General features: G+C 70.7%; 13 protein-coding genes and 1 tRNA gene. 2 read left to right on the top strand and 12 right to left on the bottom strand.

Going from position 1 to position 17142, the window contains the following annotated elements; genetic code table 11:
- Positions 1-173 precede the first annotated feature (173 nt).
- The 3 genes from ACFV9H_RS21760 to ACFV9H_RS21750 all read right to left on the bottom strand — a co-directional run bounded on the left by ACFV9H_RS21760 (position 174) and on the right by ACFV9H_RS21750 (position 3432).
- Entirely contained in the window at positions 174-986 is an 813-nt protein-coding gene (locus ACFV9H_RS21760) for a dioxygenase (RefSeq protein WP_385400633.1), read from the bottom strand.
- A gap of 110 nt (positions 987-1096) precedes the next feature.
- On the bottom strand, positions 1097-2632 hold the full coding sequence (locus ACFV9H_RS21755; protein WP_385400630.1) for an MFS transporter: 1536 nt from the start codon (positions 2630-2632) through the stop codon (positions 1097-1099).
- 71 nt (positions 2633-2703) lie between these two features.
- A complete protein-coding gene (locus tag ACFV9H_RS21750; RefSeq protein ID WP_385400627.1) occupies positions 2704-3432 on the bottom strand; it encodes a TetR/AcrR family transcriptional regulator in 729 nt (242 codons plus the stop codon).
- A 248-nt stretch (positions 3433-3680) separates the two neighbouring features.
- Here ACFV9H_RS21750 and ACFV9H_RS21745 point away from each other — a divergent pair, with 248 nt between their 5' ends.
- On the top strand, positions 3681-4958 hold the full coding sequence (locus ACFV9H_RS21745; protein WP_385400625.1) for a M6 family metalloprotease domain-containing protein: 1278 nt from the start codon (positions 3681-3683) through the stop codon (positions 4956-4958).
- Positions 4959-5223: 265 nt separating this feature from the next.
- Here ACFV9H_RS21745 and ACFV9H_RS21740 read toward each other — a convergent pair whose 3' ends face one another.
- On the bottom strand, positions 5224-5727 hold the full coding sequence (locus ACFV9H_RS21740) for a nucleoside deaminase (protein ID WP_385400623.1): 504 nt from the start codon (positions 5725-5727) through the stop codon (positions 5224-5226).
- 961 nt (positions 5728-6688) lie between these two features.
- On the opposite strand from ACFV9H_RS21740, the gene ACFV9H_RS21735 reads away from it, so the two are divergent.
- A tRNA-Arg gene (locus ACFV9H_RS21735) sits at positions 6689-6761 on the top strand.
- 57 nt (positions 6762-6818) lie between these two features.
- Here the strand turns inward: ACFV9H_RS21735 and ACFV9H_RS21730 are convergent.
- The 8 genes from ACFV9H_RS21730 to ACFV9H_RS21695 all read right to left on the bottom strand — a co-directional run.
- The gene (locus ACFV9H_RS21730) at positions 6819-8057 is read right to left on the bottom strand and encodes an ATP-binding protein (protein WP_385400620.1); all 1239 of its coding nucleotides are present in this window, start codon (positions 8055-8057) and stop codon (positions 6819-6821) included.
- A 109-nt stretch (positions 8058-8166) separates the two neighbouring features.
- Positions 8167-8808, bottom strand: a complete 642-nt coding sequence (locus tag ACFV9H_RS21725) for a sortase domain-bontaining protein (protein ID WP_385400617.1) — start codon at positions 8806-8808, stop codon at positions 8167-8169.
- Between the two features lie 175 nt (positions 8809-8983).
- The gene (locus ACFV9H_RS21720) at positions 8984-9802 is read right to left on the bottom strand and encodes a hypothetical protein (RefSeq protein ID WP_385400614.1); all 819 of its coding nucleotides are present in this window, start codon (positions 9800-9802) and stop codon (positions 8984-8986) included.
- Positions 9803-10023: 221 nt separating this feature from the next.
- Positions 10024-10230: a hypothetical protein gene (locus ACFV9H_RS21715; RefSeq protein ID WP_385400612.1), complete on the bottom strand. Its 207-nt coding sequence runs from the start codon at positions 10228-10230 to the stop codon at positions 10024-10026.
- A gap of 104 nt (positions 10231-10334) precedes the next feature.
- Complete coding sequence (locus ACFV9H_RS21710) at positions 10335-12203, bottom strand: MFS transporter (RefSeq protein ID WP_385400610.1); 1869 nt, start codon at positions 12201-12203, stop codon at positions 10335-10337.
- A gap of 118 nt (positions 12204-12321) precedes the next feature.
- On the bottom strand, positions 12322-14526 hold the full coding sequence (locus ACFV9H_RS21705) for a tetratricopeptide repeat protein (RefSeq protein ID WP_385400608.1): 2205 nt from the start codon (positions 14524-14526) through the stop codon (positions 12322-12324).
- On the bottom strand, positions 14526-14939 hold the full coding sequence (locus ACFV9H_RS21700) for a hypothetical protein (protein WP_385400606.1): 414 nt from the start codon (positions 14937-14939) through the stop codon (positions 14526-14528). Before ACFV9H_RS21700 ends, ACFV9H_RS21705 begins: the two co-directional genes overlap by 1 nt.
- 101 nt (positions 14940-15040) lie before the next feature.
- The coding region (locus ACFV9H_RS21695; RefSeq protein WP_385400603.1) for a hypothetical protein at positions 15041-17142 on the bottom strand (2102 nt) is incomplete at its 5' end.

Raw genomic sequence — 17142 nt, 5'->3', positions numbered from 1 at the left:
CGCCCGTGAGACCGCCGTCACATGCGACACGGTCGTTTCGCCCCGGAACAGCGCCGCCGATGGCTGCACTCCCACCCTGAAGACGGCCCGCACCGGCTTCTGGTTGCCTGGACTGGCGATCGAATGGACCGATACACCGCAAGCCGCACATTTCGGGCCGAGCGCCGCGCGGGTCAGCCGAACTGGAGGGAGCGCTTCGACAGGCCCATCCAGAAGCCGGTCACCGGGTCGCGGCGGGCGGTGAGGTCGCCCGAGGCTTCGGCCGCGCCGAGGGTGACGAAGAGCGGGGCGAAGTGTTCGGTACGGGGGTGGGCCAGGCGGCCCGAGGGGGATTTGGCCTCGAAGTCGAGCAGGGAGTCCAGGTCGCCCGACACGAGGGCCTCGTGGCCCCAGGCGTCGAACTCCGCCGACCAGGCGGGCACGCCCGCGTGCCGCAGTGCGGCCAGGTTGTGCGTGAAGAAGCCGCTGCCGACGATCAGGACGCCCTCGTCGCGGAGCGGTGCGAGCTTGCGGCCGATGTCCATCAGGCGGCGCGGGTCGAGGGTGGGCATGGATATCTGGAGCACCGGGACGTCGGCCGCCGGGAACATCTCCACCAGCGGGACGTACGCGCCGTGGTCCAGGCCGCGGTCCGGTATGTCCTGGACCGGGGTGCCGGGGGCCCGGAGGAGCCCGCGGACCGCGGCGGCGAGCTCCGGGGCGCCCGGGGCCTCGTAGCGGACCCGGTAGTAGTGCTCGGGGAAGCCCCAGAAGTCGTAGACGAGCGGGATCGTCTCGGTCGCTCCGAGGGCGAGCGGCGCCTCCTCCCAGTGGGCGGAGACCATCAGGATCGCCCGGGGGCGGGGCAGACCGGCGGACCAGGCGGCCAGCTCGCCCGGCCAGATCGGGTCGTCGGCGAGCGGCGGCGCCCCGTGGCTCAGGTACAGCGCCGGCATGCGGCTCCCCTGCGGGGTGTGGCCGGTCGGGGATGCGGGGGCCGGGGTCATGGGGGGCTCCTCCGTCGTGGGTGCAGGGCCTCCCGAAAAGACTAACCCCGCTTGGTTCAAATTTGAACCAAGCGGGGTGGTCAGTCATTCCCGTGCGGGTACCGCCCCCGTCAGTGGGCGATCACCGGGACCTTGACCTCGGAGTCCGCCCCCTCACCGGAGGCCACCACGCCGCCCGCGCCCGGACGGCCCGTGTTGATCAGCGTCAGCGCGATGGCCGCGCTCGCGACCAGGATGCCGACGGCCCACCAGATCGCCGAGGAGTAGCCCTCGACCATGGCCTGCGCCTGGACGAGCTTGCCCGCCGCGCCGCCCGCCGCCGCCTGCGCGGCGTGGTCGGTCAGGTACGCGGTGGTCGCCGAGGCGGCGATGGTGTTCAGCAGCGCGGTGCCGATGGCGCCGCCGACCTGCTGAGAGGTGTTGACCATGGCGGAGGCGACACCGGCGTCGGCCGGGTCCACCCCGTGCGTGGCCAGGGACATGGCCGGCATGAACGCCGTGCCCATGCCGAGGCCGAGCAGCAGCTGCGCCGGCAGGATCAGCGCCGGGTACGAGGACCCGACCTCCAGCTGCGTCAGCAGCAGCATGCCGGTGGCGGCAATCAGGAAGCCCGGGCCCATCAGCAGGCGCGGCGCGACGCGGGTCATCAGGCGGGCGCCGATCTGCGTGGAGCCCGTGATCATGCCGACGATCATCGGCAGGAAGGCGAAGCCGGTCATGACGGGCGAGTAGCCCTTCACGACCTGGAGGTAGTAGGTGAGGAAGAGGAACAGGCCGAACATCGAGATGACGGCGAGGCCGAGCGAGAGGTAGACACCGCCGCGGTTGCGCTCCAGCAGGACGCGCAGCGGCAGCAGCGGGGACTTCACCTTGGACTCGACGAAGACGAACGACGCCAGCAGCGCCGCCGAGGCGACGAACATGGCCACGGTCACGCCGTCCGACCAGCCGGCGGACTCGGCGCGGGTGAAGCCGTAGACCAGCGCGACCAGACCGAGCGTGGACAGGACCACACCGGGAATGTCGAGCGGGGCACGGTTGCGGCCGCCGGCGGGCTCGCGGATGACCATCCAGGCACCCACGGCCGCGACGATCGCGAACGGGATGTTGACGAAGAAGGTCCAGCGCCAGTTGAGGTACTCGGTGAGGAAACCGCCGAGGATCAGGCCGACGGCGCCGCCGCCGCCCGCGATCGCACCGTAGATGCCGAAGGCCTTGGCCCGCTCCTTGGCGTCGGTGAACATCACCGCCAGCAGGGAGAGGGCGGCCGGCGCGAGCAGCGCGCCGAAGGCGCCCTGGAGGGCGCGGGCGCCCAGCATCATGGCCTCGCCGTTGGCGGCGCCGCCGAGCGCGGAGGCCAGGGCGAAGCCGATGAGGCCGACGATGAAGGCGTTCTTACGACCCCACTTGTCGGCGATGCGGCCGCCGAAGAGGAGCAGACCGCCGAAGGCCAGCGCGTACGCGGTGATGACCCACTGGCGGTTGCCGTCCGAGATGCCGAGGTCGGTCTGGGCGGAGGGCAGGGCGATGTTCACGATGGTCGCGTCGAGGACGACCATCAGCTGGGCCAGGGCTATGAAGACGAGCGCCTTCCAGCGACTGGGGTCGGCGGCAGCCTGCGGCGGTGTCGCGGCTGTTTTTGACATGGGGGTACCCACTTCACGGTGCGGAATGACTGGAATGAACTGAAGAACAATAGTTAAGCCGGATTTACGAGTCACATGGTTTTCCGCCTCAGGTCCTCCAACGTGGCCGCCGAACCGGGCAGCACGGAGTGGGCCGGAGCCCTCAACCCGTCGAGGAAGAGCTGCAGATGACGATGGGTGAACCGGTCGATCTCGAGGCACCCGGTACCGGGGAGGGGGCGGCTGAGCTGCGACAGGGCCACCATCAGGTCGCCCACGCCGATGTCCGTACGGATCAGACCCGCTTCCTGACCGGCGGTCAGCAGGGTTTCGACGGCCTCCTCCAAGGAGGTGCGCGCGTCGAGGAGTTCGGGGTGGTCGCCGTCGAAGCCGTCGCCGAGCATCGGGCACAGGGCGCCGATCCGCTCGTCGGCGGCGGCGTGCGTGAAGCGGCACAGGGCGGCGAAGGCGTCGGGCTCCTCAGCGAGGGAGGCCGCGGCGGAAGCGGTGACCCGGTCCATCACGAAGAGCACGACATGGTGGACGAGGGTGGGGCGGTCGGGGAAGTGCCGGTAGAGCGTGGCGTTGCCGACGCCCGCCCGGCGGGCGACCTCGTCGAAGGGGGCGCCGGAGCCGAACTCGACGAACGCCTCGCGGGCGGCCGTCAGGATGCGCTCGCGGTTGCGGACGGCGTCGGCCCGCGGCCGAGGGACCGCGCGCGGCGCGGGGGCGGGCGCGGGTGCGGGCGGGTCCGGGAGCGCCAGGTCCACGAGGGCCTCGGGGGCGGATACGGCCGCCTCGGCGGTGGTGGCGCGCTTCATTCCGGGGCCTCCCTGGCACTGCGATCCGTACGGCCTCCCCCAAACGGGGAGCCGGTCCCCACTTCGCGGGACTCACGTACAAACGGGGAACAGCTCCCCGGTTATTTCACTCATAGGTGTGAGCCGGGTCACACCCCTTTCCACGTTCGGCCTCGTCCGGCGCGCGGCCGCGCCGGAGCCGTCAGAGGGTGATCGAACAGAGCGCAGACCGGGCAGGGCCGGCTGCCGCGGACCCGAAGGCGATCTCCATGCCGCAGACGCGCCACCGGATACGCAGACCACGTCGCACCAGCGCGTACATCGGCATCACCGCGCTGGCCCTCGGCGTCACGGCGACCGCGAGCGCCGGGATATCCAGCCGTGGCCACTCCGCGGCGGGGCCCGTGGCCACCAGCGCCGAATCGGCCCTCGCGCCGTGCCGCATCGCGGGCACGATGGGCGTGCAGATGTCCGAGGGGCTGCCGACGCCGCCGGGATACTCCCGCTCGACCGGCGAGGTCCGGGCACTGAACCTGATGATCGACTTCCCCGACGCCAAGGGCGAGGGCACGGCCGCGGACCGGCTCGCGGAGTTCTTCCCGCAGACGTCCGACTGGTTCCGGATCAGCTCCTACGGGCGGCTCACCTACCGGGCCGAGGCGCCGATAAGGAACTGGCTGCGCATGCCGATGCCCTTCGCTCAGTACGGGATCGAGCGCGGGTCCGCGTACGAACCCGGCTACCGCCAACTCGTCGAGCACATCGCGAAGGCCGCCGACCCCGACGTGGACTTCAGCCGGTACGACCTGATCAACATCCTGGTCACGCCGAACGCCGGGCCCTCCGCCCTGGACACCGTCCTGTCGGTGACCTTCTCGGGCAACGGCGAGGCGCCGATCGCCGACGGGGTGCCGCTGGCCAACACGTCCTTCGTCTACAGCCGGCAGGACGACGGTTCCGGCACCTACCGGGAGACCGGCTACCGGGTGCTCCCCCACGAGAACGGGCACGTCTTCGGACTGCCCGACCTCTACACCTCCGACGGCGGCGGCACGGTCGGGCACTGGGACATCATGAGCGAGGACTGGGGCGCCAACAACGACCTGCTGGGCTGGCACAAGTGGAAGCTGGGCTGGCTGGACAGCACGCAGATCAGCTGCGCGGCGAAGTCGGGCACCAGCGACCACGTCCTGTCGCCGCTCGCGGTGGAGGGCGGTACGAAGATGGCCTTCATCCCCACCTCGGAGAGCTCCGGGTACGCGATCGAAGTCCGCACCCTGGCCGGGAACGACGAGGCCGTCTGCAAACCGGGCGTCCTCATATACAAGGTGGACTCCGACGTGGACACCGGGCACGGCCCGGTGACGGTCTCGGACAGCGCGAACGCGAGCGGCGGCTGCACCCGGCGGCCCAATGTGCACGCGGAACTCTCCGACGCGCCGTTCCGGCCGGGCGAGACCTTCACCGACGAGAAGGCGGGCATCAGCGTCTCGGTGGTGGGTGAACTGCGCAACGGCAGCTACCAGGTCCGGGTCATCCGCCCCTGACGCCCGTGGCGACCGACCTGCCCGGGCCCTGTACGCGGCCGGCGCGCGGCCGCCCGTCGCGGTCGGCGACTCCGAGCCGCGCGGGGCCCCGGGATGAGGACACCCCGCGGCCGGCGGCCCTGACCGACGTCCCCTGCCTGATCAATGGAGCACCCGCGGTAGACGGGCACGCCGTCTCCGCGGGGAAGAACTTCATGTTCTCGACGCACCGCCAAGCAGCGCCACCACCTCCGAGCTGGTGGCGTTGCCTGGCGAGCACCGGGGCTCAGTAGTCGATGCGGTCGGTCTTGGCCACCCACGCGTCGAACGGCGCCGTGCGGTTCGGCAGGTCGAGCCGCTCGATCTCCATCGGCCAGTTCGCGGAGGCCTTCACCTCGAGCAGGTCGTAGAACTTGCGGTCGTCGAATCCGGCCACCGCGGCGTCGTCACGGTCGGCGGCGAAGATGATCCGGTCCACTCGCGCCCACAGGGCGGAGGAAAGACACATCGGACACGGCTCGCACGAGGTGACCAGGACGCAGCCCTCGAGGGAGAAGGTGCCCAGCTTCTGGCACGCGTTGCGGATCGCCGTCACCTCGCCGTGCGCCGTCGGGTCCAGGTTGGAGGTGACCTGGTTGTTCCCGAGTGCGACGACCTCGCCATCCTTGGCGATCAGTGCGCCGAACGGACCGCCGCCGTTCGCCACGCTGTCGGTGGCCAGTCTGATGGCCTCGTCCAGCCAGGCGCGCTCGAGGTCCTGGACGCTCGTTTCCTGGGTGTGCGCGGTCATGGTCACTCCTTGTTTTGGAGACGGTGGGGGACTTACCGGATGCTCTGCCCGTGACGGACGCCACATCCTGGGTAACACATGTGGTAGTGCGGGTGTCGCCGTGAGATCGGGGCGGTAGGCGATACCCGCAGGAGATCAGCACGACCAGGCGCGGCCGACGTGGAAACACCGCCGAGCTCCACCCTTCTTGTGGGGGTGTCAAGCCACAGCGGGGATCTGCCGGCTCAGGTGTTCTCCGGGGTTCCACGGGAACGGGTCCGAGTTCCGGGCGCCCAGGCAATTCAGGTAAAGCACTGTCCGACTCGCCCGCCCGGGAAGTCCTCCCGGTCGAGGTCACCGAAGCGATCAAGCCGATACGACGCGGAGGGGGAGAGATCAGGCCAGGCGATCTCAACGCGCCGAACCGATAACGTCTCGGTCAAGGCACTCCTCCTTCGTACGGCCGGATGTCAGGAGGGGCCTGGGTTCTGGCCGGCAATCCGCCATCACACCAAACGCCCCACAAGTGGTGGGGACGCGGACACGGCATGCGCTATCCCCTGCTTCGTTGCAACTCGTGACGAGTAGACAGGCAACCGAGGGAAGTCAGCTAGCGGTCGAAGACATGAAAACTCCCCTGGCTGAGAACCGCTCTTCGTAGACTTCTACGAGACCCGGTCAGCACCCGATGTCACGCCTGGTTAATACTCCAGCCATCTTCCTTCTCGGCCATGGCGATGATGAGGAACCGGCCAATGACGGGCCCGGTGGGGTGGAGCCCGGAAGTATCGGCGGATTTGGCGTGAAAACGGAACGCCTGTACGGCCGCGGCCGGCCCCGCCCGGCCCGGCGACCGCGCCATCCGAACCAAGATCCCCAAGGCTCTGGCGGCCCGAGCCGGGTCGCCCGTAACTCCGCCGACGGATCATGCTCCACCCGCTACACTGACCGCGGTGGCTACGCCCTCACGGGCTGCCACCACGCCTTCGTAGCTCAGGGGATAGAGCACGGCTCTCCTAAAGCCGGTGTCGCAGGTTCGAATCCTGCCGAGGGCACGATCACGAGGACCCCCGACCGTTCAGGCCGGGGGTCCTCGTCGTGTGGCGTGCCGTTCAGCGCGCGGGCGTCGGGAGGGTGACGGTCGCCTCGGCGCCGCCCGACCCGCGATTGCGGAAGGTGAGCGTGGCGCCGAGGGTGCGGGTCTGGCCCTCGGCGATGGTCAGGCCCAGGCCGTGGCCCTTGTTCATGCCCTCCGTACGGAACCGCTGCGGACCGCAGGTCAGCAGGTACGGCGGGTAGCCGGGGCCCGCGTCGGTCACCGTCAGGGTGGGGCCGTCCACCGTGACCGTGACCGGGGCCGCGCCGTGCTTGTGGGCGTTCGCAATCAGGTTGCCCAGGATGCGGTCCAGGCGGCGGCGGTCCGTCTCCACGTGGAGGGAGGCGATCACCTCCAGGGCGGTGTCGGTGCCGGAGGCGCGGATCGTGCGCGCCGCGAGCTCGGCCAGGTCGTACGAGTCCAGCTCCACGCGCTCGCTGCGCGTGTCCAGCCGGGATATCTCCAGCAGGTCCTCGGTCAGCGCGCGCATCGCCTGCACCCGGTCCCGGACGAGTTCGGCCGGACGGCCCGGCGGCAGCAGCTCGGCGGCGGCGTTCAGGCCGGTCAGCGGGGTGCGGAGCTCGTGGGCCACGTCCGCGGTGAAGCGCTGTTCCGCTTCGAGCTTGCGCTGGAGGGAGGAGGCCATGGTGTCCAGGGCCCGGGAGACGGCCGCCACCTCGTCGCGGGAGCGCCCGGGGTCCTCGACCCGCGCGTCCAGGTCGCCCGCGCTGATCCGGCGGGCCACCTGCGCCGTCTGGTGCAGCCGCCGGGTGATCCGGGTGACGCCGAACGCGCCGATGAGGAGGGTCCCGCCGATGGCCAGCCCCGAGGAGCCGAGGATGGCCCGGTCCAGTTCGGCGATGGTGCGCTCGCTGCTGGTGAAGTCCACGGAGACTGCTATGGCCGTGTCGTTGTCGGCGGGCGCCGCGGCCCACATCGCGGACCGGCCCCGGTGTTCGCCGACGGCCGTACCGCGCTTGCCGCTCACGGCCAGTGCCCGCAGGTCGGCGGGCAGGCCCACGGGGTCGATGCCCTCGCCGCGCGCCATGCGCCCGCCGGTCTCGTACTCCTTGATGATCCGATCCAGCTTGCCCAGGGCCTTCTCGCGGGCCGTGGAGACGGTCTGGTGGGTCATGGCGCCGTGCACGAGACCGCCCAGGAGCGCGGCGAGGCCGCAGCACATGAGCGTGATGAAGAGCGCGGCCTTCCAGGTGAGGGTCGAGGTCCAGGCGGGCAGGCGTGGGCGCGGGGTCATCGGCTGGGCTCCGACAGGTTGCGGATGATCTGCGGCGTGATCGTTCCCGGTCGGTTCACGGTAATACGCGCGCGGCGGCGGGCGGCGGGCGGCCCGGGCCGCGCCCTGCTCAGGCCACGAGGTCCGCGTAGAAGATCACGTTGTTGGTGCGGTGGCCGTCCTTGATCTCGCCGCCGCAGGTCAGCAGGCGCAGCTCGGGGCGGTCGGTGTCGCCGTAGACCTTGTCCGTGGGGAAGTCCTTCTTGTTAACGTCCTCGATCTCGCGGATCTTGAACTTGGCCGTCTTCCCGTCCTCGCGCGGCACCTCGACGAGGTCCCCCAGCTTGATCTTCTTGACGTCCTTCATCAGGGCCGGGCCGTGCCGCGTGTCGAAGTGCGCGACGAGTACGGAGACGCCCTTCTCGCCCGGGGTGACGCCCTGGGACCACCAGCCGGGGTTGTTCGCGTCGGTGTCGGCGTTCGGCACGCCGAGCTCGCCGGTGGCGGCGTCCACCTTGAGGTCGACCATCTTCTTCGTGTCGACACCGGCCGCGTCGATCTTCATTCCGGTCGGCTTGGACGGGGGGAGCGCGGAGGCGCCTGCGGCCGCGGAGGCGGGGGCGGGGGCGGCGGTGCTGCCGACCTTCGGGTCGGGCGCCGGCTTCGCCACACTGCCGGTGCCGCAGGCGGCGAGGCCGCCGGAGACGGCGAGGGCGAGGGCGACGACCCCGGCGAGGCGGGTCCGGCGGGCGGGATCGGGGGTGCGGGTCATGGCGTACTCCGGGCAGGCGCGGAACCCCGGTCCGCCGGGGCGGACCGGGCTGGAAGGTGGAACGGGTGCCGGGCTGGTTGCCCGGAGGGCAATTCCAGCCTCGCCGGCGTTTGAGGCGCGGGGTCCGGGGCGGCGCCCCGGGAAGCGGCGCCGCAGGCGGCAGCGGGCGGGCCGGTCAGCCTGCCGTGCGGCCCCGGCGGAGGAGGGCGAAGCCGAGTCCCGCCGCGCCCACGGCGGCCAGGCCGGCGCTGCCCGCGATCAGCGCCGCGCCGTCGTTCGAGGTCTCGACACCCTCCGCACCGGCCTTGACCGCACCCTTCGGCGTGATCTTCGAGGTGTCGGGGGCGGGGGCGGTGGTGGGCTTCTTGCCGGCGCCCTCGGTCCAGCCCTTCAGGGCGCCGTCCGGGTTCAGTGTGAAGTGGGCGCCGTTGTGCCGCGCGCGGTCGGTCTTCCTGCCGTCCGTCTTCATGGTGTGCCAGACGGCCTTGCCGTTGAGGATGTCGGCCTCGTAGCCGGCTTTGGTCTTGTAGACGCGGGCGTCGAAGCCGGAGCCGCCGAGGTCCTTGTACTCCTTCACGAACGTGCGGCCCTGCTGACCCGCGCCCTCCTGCAGCCCCTTGGCGGTCAGGTCCCCGTTGAAGGTGAGGGTGAAGGTGACCCCGTCAATCTTCCGGGTGACCGTCTTGGCCATGCCCTGGCCGTCGTGGCCCTTCAGCGTGCCCTTGCCCTGGCCGTCCTTCGCGATGTCGGCCTCGAAGCCCAGGTTCGACGTGCGTACGCCGTTCACGTACTCCACCAGGTCGTAGACCTTGCCGGACCAGCCCTTGTCGAACTTGGGGCTGCCCACGAGCTCGCGCTTGACTTCCTTCTTCTGCTGGGCGGAAGGGGCGGAGGGGGTGGTCGGGGCGTCGGCCGCGAAGGCCTGTGCGGCCGGGAGGGCCAGAACGGTGACGGCACCGGCGGCGACGGCGGCGGTACGGAAGGTGGCGCGCATGGATGGTTCCCCTCGGGTCGACGTCGCCCGATTTGGGTGGTTTGCCCTGGCGACAACGACGACGTTACGAGGGTCATGTGTTGGTCATCCGTCGGCAATGTAACGGTTGTCCGGATGCTCCCCCACGAAGACATCAAGGGCCCCGACGGGACCAAAGTCCCTGGTCAGAGACGCACGAAAGCCCTCCCGACAGCATGCCGGAAGGGCTTCGCCACCTCGAATCAGCTCAGGCCGCTACTGCGTTCACCGATGCGGTCGCCCTGCGGAGTGCCGGCCCGCTTGAGCGCGGCCTTCGTGTGCAGTCCGCCCTTCACCTTGGTCGGCACCGGCCCCTCGAAGCCGTGACCCTGCGTGCGCGGCGGCACCCGGTCCTGCGCCTGCGCCTTCGCGATGGCTGCCCGGACATCCTGCTTCTGCTCTTTGGTCATCCCGTCGTCAACTCCCTCGGGAAGCACAGCACCCAATCGGACTATTGGGATCGTATGCAGATATGCGGACGAACGCACCCGGACCGACGTTAAAGAATTACGGATCAGGGGCGCGGCGGAGCCGGCCGCTTCGGCGTCCCCAGCGTCTGCTGGAGCAGCTCCTCCGGGCACGGCGTCCCCCGCGGCAGCTGGTACTTCGCCGCCACCTGGTACTCCCCCGGTGCCGGGACCAACAGCTCCGTCCACACGTCCCCGGCCGCGTCCGGGGCGGCCTTGAAGAGGCATCCGGCCGTATTCGCGTACTCCTTCGGGAGCGAGCTCCCGGACCCGCTCCGCGCCCGCGACGCGAAGGTCTCCTCCGGCGGCGGCACCGGCTTGCCCGCCTTGTCCACCAGCCCCAGCCACGGCGAGTGCGGGATCCGCACCAGCACCCGCCCGGCCTCCTTCACGTCGATGACCAGCCGGTCCGCGCTCGCCCGCACCACGGTCGCCGGCCCGGCCACCAGGTCGGTCGGCTCGTGGACCTTGAAGAGCTGCCAGTTCGCGTCGCCCCACACCTGCTGGAGGTACGGCAGCCCCGCGCGCACCAGCTTCGCCTCCGCCTCCCCGCCCGAATCGGGTTTGTCTGCGGGCAGCACCACGTAGTGCACGGCCCAGCGCTCCAGCCAGGCCCGGTAGCTGTCGGCGTCGAGGGTGTCGTCGTAGAAGAGCGGGTTCCGCTCCAGGTCGGCCTGCCGGTTCCAGCCGCGCGCGAGGTTCACGTACGAGGGGAAGGCGGAGGATTCGCGGTGGCTGCTGGCCGGGACCACCTCGACCCGGCCGCGCTCGGCGCCCGCCTTCTTGAGCTGGTCGACGAGCGGGGCCAGCTCCCGGTTCCAGGCGGCCACCGGGGTGGTGCGGACGATGTCCATGACGCTGTTGGTGGTGATCCAGACGTTCAGCCCGACGAAGGCCAGCACCAGCGCGTACCAGCGCCGCGAGCGCGGGAGCTCGTACGGGAGGGCGGCGAGCAGCACGGCCCCGCCGAACAGCATCACCAGCCGGGTGACGTTGGAACCCACCTGGGAGTCGATCGCCCAGGTCAGGAAGACCCCGAGGGCATAGACGCCCGAGGCGATCCGGACGGTCTTCCACCGCTTCGGTACGAGGAAGAGGATCGCCAGCGCGAACACGAACGGCAGCCACGCCGAGCCGAACTTCATCGGCTGCGTCCCCGAGAAGGGGAACAGCCACGACGACAGCCCGACCACGGCCACCGGGGCCAGGCCCAGCGCGTACGCACCCGGGCGCCGCCCGCTCAGGAACAGGGCGGCCGCGATCACCCCCAGGAACAGCCCCGCGACCGGACTGGCCGCGGTCGCGAGCCCGGCCAGCGGGGCGGCCACCGCGGCCTTGGCCCAGCGACGCCGCGACCACTTGCGCGGCCAGCAGAAGACGGCGGCGACCGCGCCGAGCGCGAACATCACGCCGAGTCCGAAGGTGACACGGCCCGACAGGGCGTTGCACAGCAGCCCGTACACCCCGGCCAGGGCGGGCCACAGCGGCGCGCGCACGGCATCCCGGCAGCGGGTCAGGATCAGCGCGAGCAGGCCCGCCGAGACGGTGCCCGCGATCATCATCGTGGTCCGGACACCGAGCATGTGCATGAGGTACGGCGAGACCACGCTGTACGAGACGGGGTGCATGCCCCCGTACCAGGCGAGGTTGTACGCGGAATCGGGGTGCCGGCCGACGAACTCGGCCCACGCGTCCTGCGCGGCCAGATCGCCGCCGCTGTTGGCGAAGCTGAAGAACCAGACGACGTGCAACAACCCCGCGACCACGATGGCCACGACCACCGGCCGCCGCCGGGCCCAGCCGACGCGAAGACCGACACTCCCGCCCGCACCGCCAGGGCTGGGGAGCGCCGGTACCCCTGATCTCTCGTCGGCGGCGGCGACCTGACGCCGGCCCTGCTGCTCAGCAGTGGTCACTGCCGCACTCCCCAACACCTCGGTCCACACGCGCAGACGCGCCCCGGGTCCCAAGACGCGCGCCGGCGCCCCGGGGTTGCCCGGGGCGCTGCCGTTTGACCGTATCTTCTTCCCGAGGTCAGGGCTCTTCCGGTGCGAGCCAGGCCGCGAGCTCTCCACGGTGCATGACGTTGAAGGGGTGATCGGGTCCGAGCGCGCGCTCCCGTGCCTCGATCAGCTGCCGCATCAGGGAGATCGCCTCGTCGGACATACCGAGCGCGTGCACGATCAGGATGACGTTGTACAGGGCGGAAAGGGTCATCGGATGCTCGGGTCCCTGGACCCGAGCCCGGTCGGCCCAGGCTCTGCGGGCCATGGGCTCGGCCTCCGCGTACCGTCCCAGGATCTGAAGTCCGTTGCTGTACTGATGGTGGGCCATCAGAGTGGTGAGATGGTCCGGCGGCAGCAGCCGGTCGCAGTCGACGACGACCGCTTGACCCTCCGCGTCGTATTCCTCCTCCTTACCCAACTTGGACAGGATCTCAAGGAGGAAGGTGCGGCTCAGCAGCGTCTCCGGAGAATCCTCGCCGAGCACACGGCTCTGCCCGTCGATCGCGCGGCGAATGTACTGCTCCGATTCCTCGTGCCGGTCGAGGAGGTCCAGCGGCTGGTGCAGTCCGAAACAGCTGCGCAGGGTGTCCGGGTCGTCCAGCCCCAGTACGCGCTCGCGGCTGGCGAGGACCTGTCGGTGCAGCACCTCGGACTCGGAGTACCGGCCCGTGCGAAACAACGCCCGCGCCGTAACTTCAAGGACGTCGAGGACGATCGGATGTTCCGGCCCGAGGAAGCGCTCCAGCTGCTCGGTGGCCGACTGGGACATCGCGAGCGAACCGGCCCACTCGCCCGCCTCGTGGAGCCGGCGCAGGACCTGGGCCAGCAGCTCGGCCGCGGCTTCCGTGGGGGTGGCCCGCAGCAGAGCGACCGCGTGTGGGGCCAGGAGCGCGAGGGTGTCGCGCGATCCGGCCTGCGGGGCATCCTCGTCGGGCAGGGCAGCTCGGAACAGCTCCGCGGCACGCTCAGCCACCACCGGCCGTGCGGAGTGCGGCATTCCCTCGGCGACGCTGTCGAGGAGTACACCGTGGGCGCGGACGCAGCGCAGGCCCCCTACCTGGACCATCTCGGCGAGCGAGTGGTCCAGGAGTCCGAGCAGGGCGGATTCGAGCTGTTCGGCGGCGACCGGTGGTTCCAGCTCTGCCAGTGACACCTGTCCGCGTGCCACCGGCAGCAGCATGGCCAGCGGCACGGGATCGGCTGCCCAGAGCGACAGCAGGCGCAGCAGCGTCGTGGCCTCGGGCACGCCCTGCGCGGTCAGCGCGTCCAGAGAAAGCTGCCAGGTGCGACCGACGAGATGGCGCGAGTTTCCGCTCCCGGAGTACCTCGCTCCCTGGTCGACCAGAGCCGTGGATTCTTGGGTCAGTTTGCGTGCGTAGTCGTCCATGGACCACGACTCCAGAAGTTGGTGGGCCAGATGTGAGCCGGCCAGGGTGAGGGCGAGGGGCAGGCAGCCGAGGCGCTGGGCGACCTTCCGTGCCGCTTCCTTCGTGCCCGTTTCCGGTGCCAGGTCACACAGCACCTGAGCCGCATCGTCGAGCGGGAGCACGTCCAGGTGGTGCCGGGTGATGCCGTCGCCCACCCATAGCGATGAGGTGGCGTGCCGGGTTGTGACCAAGACGGTGCCCTGTGCGCTCACACGGAGCCAGCCCCCCTCCGCCAGGACTCCCGGGTCGTCGGCGTTGTCAAGGACGAGCAGCCATGGCTCCTCGGACTGGTCGAGGTATCGCCATGTCAGGTCGGCGGCGGCGTACTGGCCCGCGGCTGCGGCGGCCAGTTCTCCGGTTCTCGCGCCGCGATCGCCGGCGACGGCAAGCATCCCCGCACGCAGGGAGAGGTGATCGGAGGCATTCACCCAGAATCCCGCGCGCCCGTGCTCCCGGACGGCATGGGTGAACAGGGTGTACGCGACCGCCGTTTTCCCGTTGCCTCCCATGCCGTGGATGACGTGGATGCCGTGGCCGGCGGGTGCGACGGCCTCACGCAGGGAGTCCATCAGCTCCACGCGGTCCCGGAGGATGCCGGGAACGCGACCGACCAGGGGGACCCGGACGGAGTCCGGGGCCGTGGTGCGCTGGCCGGGCACCGTGGGGCGTAACAGCAGCCGCTGCTGAAGCGGATCGGCTTCGGCCGCGTAATGGTGGTGGTGCTCCTGTATGTGCTGGTCGCCACTGGCGTGGAAGATCCGCCCCTGGTCCGCTGCCTGTCCGTGGAACCCTGCGCCGCCCGTCATCACTCGGAGATGTGCTGGTCGCGGCCGGACTGGTACACGCGGCCATTGCCGGATGCTTGGGCGTGCATCGTGATCGCGGGCGCCAAGGCTTCCGGAAGCCTTGGACTCAGCTCATCCAAGATGCCCTGCAGCTCGACAGCGACCTCCGGCATCGTGACGAGCAGTCGGCGCACCCGTACCTGCCATTCGGCGGCAAGCTCGGCCTCGGAAGCCTCGTCGCCCCGATCCCGAGCGACGAGTAGTTCCTCGCGGGCCGCATCGAGGTCCTCCCCAACGGCAGCAGCGCGGTCCGGCTGGAAACGCTGCCACAGCGAGACCAAGCCGTTCCGTGCCACTTCCCAGGTTTGGGTCGCCATGAGCGTCACCATGGTCGTCCCCGCGACCCTGGCGAGTTCGGTGATCTGCGGATCCACGTAGCCCTCCCCGGCTCTGCTGATGCTCGATCCTAGCCGGCCTGGTACTTCGTACCAACGGGTTCCGCAGTTCTCCGCCGCAGTGTCCAGGTCGAGTTGGCCTAGCCGACGCGCGTCAGCTTGCTCCCGATGCTCGGCGCGACGAGGTCGTTCTGCAGCGCCACCGGCACCTTCACCTGACTGGCGCCCTCGCCCACGGTCAGCACGCCCATCTCGGTGCCGGCCTTCGCGGTCTGCGGGATCGCGCCGGCGCCGTCCGAGAGCTTCAGGTTGACGGTGACCGAGGCCCAGCCGATCGCCTGCACGTCGGCCGTGGCCACGACCCGCGCCTGGCCGCCGAGGCCGTCGTCCACGTAGCCCACGACCTCGCCCTTCTTGACGACGACCGCGCCTTCGAGGGCCTTCTGGGTGGCGAGCATCAACTGCTTGCTCGCGGCGATGACGGTGTCGATGATCGGCGACTTGTGCTGGCCGAGGACGGCTCCGACGATCAGCTGGTTGGTGTTGCCGATCTTCTTCTGCGCGGCGAAGAGGAGGTTTCCGCCGGCCTTCGTCGTCGTACCGGTCTTGATGCCGAGCGAGTCATTGGCCGGGACCAGGCCGTTCCAGTTCCGCCACTCCTTGCCCGAGGGGTCGATCCACTTCGGCTTCCTGGTGATGTCGAGCAGGGCGTCCATCTCGACGATCTTCAGGCCCAGCTTCACCTGGTCCTCGGCGGTGCTGACCGTGGTCGCGTCCAGACCCGAGGGGTCGGTGTACGTGGTGTTGGTCATGCCGAGTTCCTTGGCGGTGTCGTTCATCTTCTTGACGAACGCCTCCTGGGAACCGGAGTCCCAGCGCGCGAGCAGTCGCGCGATGTTGTTGGCCGACGGGATCATGAGGGCGGCGATCGCGTCGTACTCCGAGATCTTGTCGCCCTCCTTGACCGTGTTGAGGGTGGACTCGTTGTCGGACTTGTCCCTCTGCCCCTCGGTCTCCGCGGTCTTGTCGACGTCGATCATCGCGCCCTTCTCACCCTTCTTGAACGGGTGGTCGCGCAGGATGATGTACGCCGTCATCGACTTGGTGACGCTCGCGATCGGCACGGGCTTCTGCTCGCCGGACTGGCCGAGCGTGCCGAGGCCGGCGGCGGCCATGTAGGCCTGGCCCTCGCTGGGCCAGGGCAGGTCGGGCTTGGAGCCGGCGAAGGTGTACGACGACTTCGCGGTCATCACGAGCTTCGGCTCGGGCAGCGGGCGCACCAGCTGGACGACGGCGAGGATGACCGCCAGCAGGACCACGATCGGCGCGTAGATCTTGAACCGCCGGACGGCGGTGCGCATCGGGCTCGGCGGCGGGGGCGGATTGTTCGTGAGGTCCGCGAGCAGGTCGAGCGGCGGCTTGGGCGGCAGCGGCTGCTGCATGGTCCGCTCGCTGCTGGGCGCCGGTCCGGGGGCGACCGGGGCCGCGGGCTTGGACGCGGGCTTGGGCGCGGGTGCCGGGGCGGCGGGGGCCGGGGCCGCGGGCTTGGGGGCGGTCGGCGTGGCCGCCGGCTTCGGCCGCTGCCCGGAGTCATCGGTGCGCAGCGGTACGAACGTACTGTCCTTCGGCGCCGCGCCCGCCGGCTTCGGGGCGCGGAACACGGCGGTCCGCTCGCTGTCGGCGGCCTCGTCGGCGGCCTCGTCGGCGGCGGGCTTCGGGGCAGCGGGGGCGGCCTCGCCCCCGGCGGTACCGGAACCCGGCTTCACGGCGCGGAAGACGGCGGTGCGCTCACTGTCCGAAGGCTCGGCCGGCTTCACCGCCCGGAACACAGCGGTCCGCTCACTGTCGACGGGGTCGTCGGCAGCGGGCTTCGGGGACTTCGGGGCAGCAGGAGCGGCCTCGCCCCCGACGGAAGCGGAACCGGGCTTCACCGCCCGGAACACGGCCGTGCGCTCACTGTCGACCGGCTCGTCCGCCGCGGGCTTCGGGGCAGCGGGAGCCGCACCCGGGTTCGTCCCGGACGACGGCTTCACGGCGTCGGCGGCCGCCCCACCCGGAGCCGAAGCGGAACCGGGCTTCACGGCCCGGAACACAGCGGTCCGCTCACTGTCGACAGGCTCGTCGGCAGCGGACTTCGGGGACTTCGAGGCAGCAGGAGCGGCCTCGCCCCCGACGGAAGCGGAACCGGGCTTCACCGCCCGGAACACGGCCGTGCGCTCACTGTCGACCGGCTCGTCCGCCG

The sequence above is a fragment of the Streptomyces sp. NPDC059874 genome (genome assembly GCF_042731135.1).
Taxonomy (GTDB): Bacteria; Actinomycetota; Actinomycetes; order Streptomycetales; family Streptomycetaceae; genus Streptomyces.
This window is presented reverse-complemented; position numbering and strand designations above follow the sequence as displayed.